The sequence below is a fragment of the Acetivibrio ethanolgignens genome, from assembly GCF_001461035.1.
Classification (GTDB): domain Bacteria; phylum Bacillota; class Clostridia; order Lachnospirales; family Lachnospiraceae; genus Velocimicrobium; species Velocimicrobium ethanolgignens.
Map to the genome: position 1 here is coordinate 1 of NZ_LNAM01000138.1, position 581 is coordinate 581.

The following is a 581-nucleotide window of genomic DNA, read 5'->3' on the forward strand; positions in this document are numbered from 1 at the left end:
AAAGTACAATCTCAATTAAGTGCCACAAAGGTAGTGGAAGCCTATGAGACTCAAAATAATTCTAATCCTACAAAGTTAAAGGTAGTAAAGGATAGCCATAGGTTAAATCAGGACAATTTAGCAGGCAAGTCATTTACTTACACAAAATATGAAACTAAGATAAAAAATAGTAAAATCGATATGGAGAATCAGGAATACACCCATATTTATTTTACATACCAGAAAGCTGAAAAGGTAGACGCAACCAAAGACAATGCACCCGGCACTCCAGACTACAAAGTACGAGTGGTATACGAGTACCAGTATTACGAGGACGGGGAATACGTTTGGAAAACGGCAAAGTCAACAGAGTACTTAAACGATGTAGATGTGTTTAGCAGAGTATTCGAAGATACTTTAAAGTATGAGGCAAGACCTTACTACGGATTGTACTCTATCGAAGCAGTAGATGATAGTACAAAGGAAACAATTCCAAATGAGATACCTAACTCTCAATCCGAAGTTAGCGACGGAAATAATTACTTTTACTACGATACTGCCAGATGGAAATACTACAAATCACTGGTAGAGTCTACGAAGTA

The 581-nt window shown here is 37.0% G+C and carries 1 protein-coding gene; it reads left to right on the forward strand.

Going from position 1 to position 581, the window contains the following annotated elements; genetic code table 11:
- A partial coding sequence (locus ASU35_RS19700; RefSeq protein WP_172794614.1) for a hypothetical protein occupies positions 1-581 on the forward strand: 581 nt, incomplete at both ends.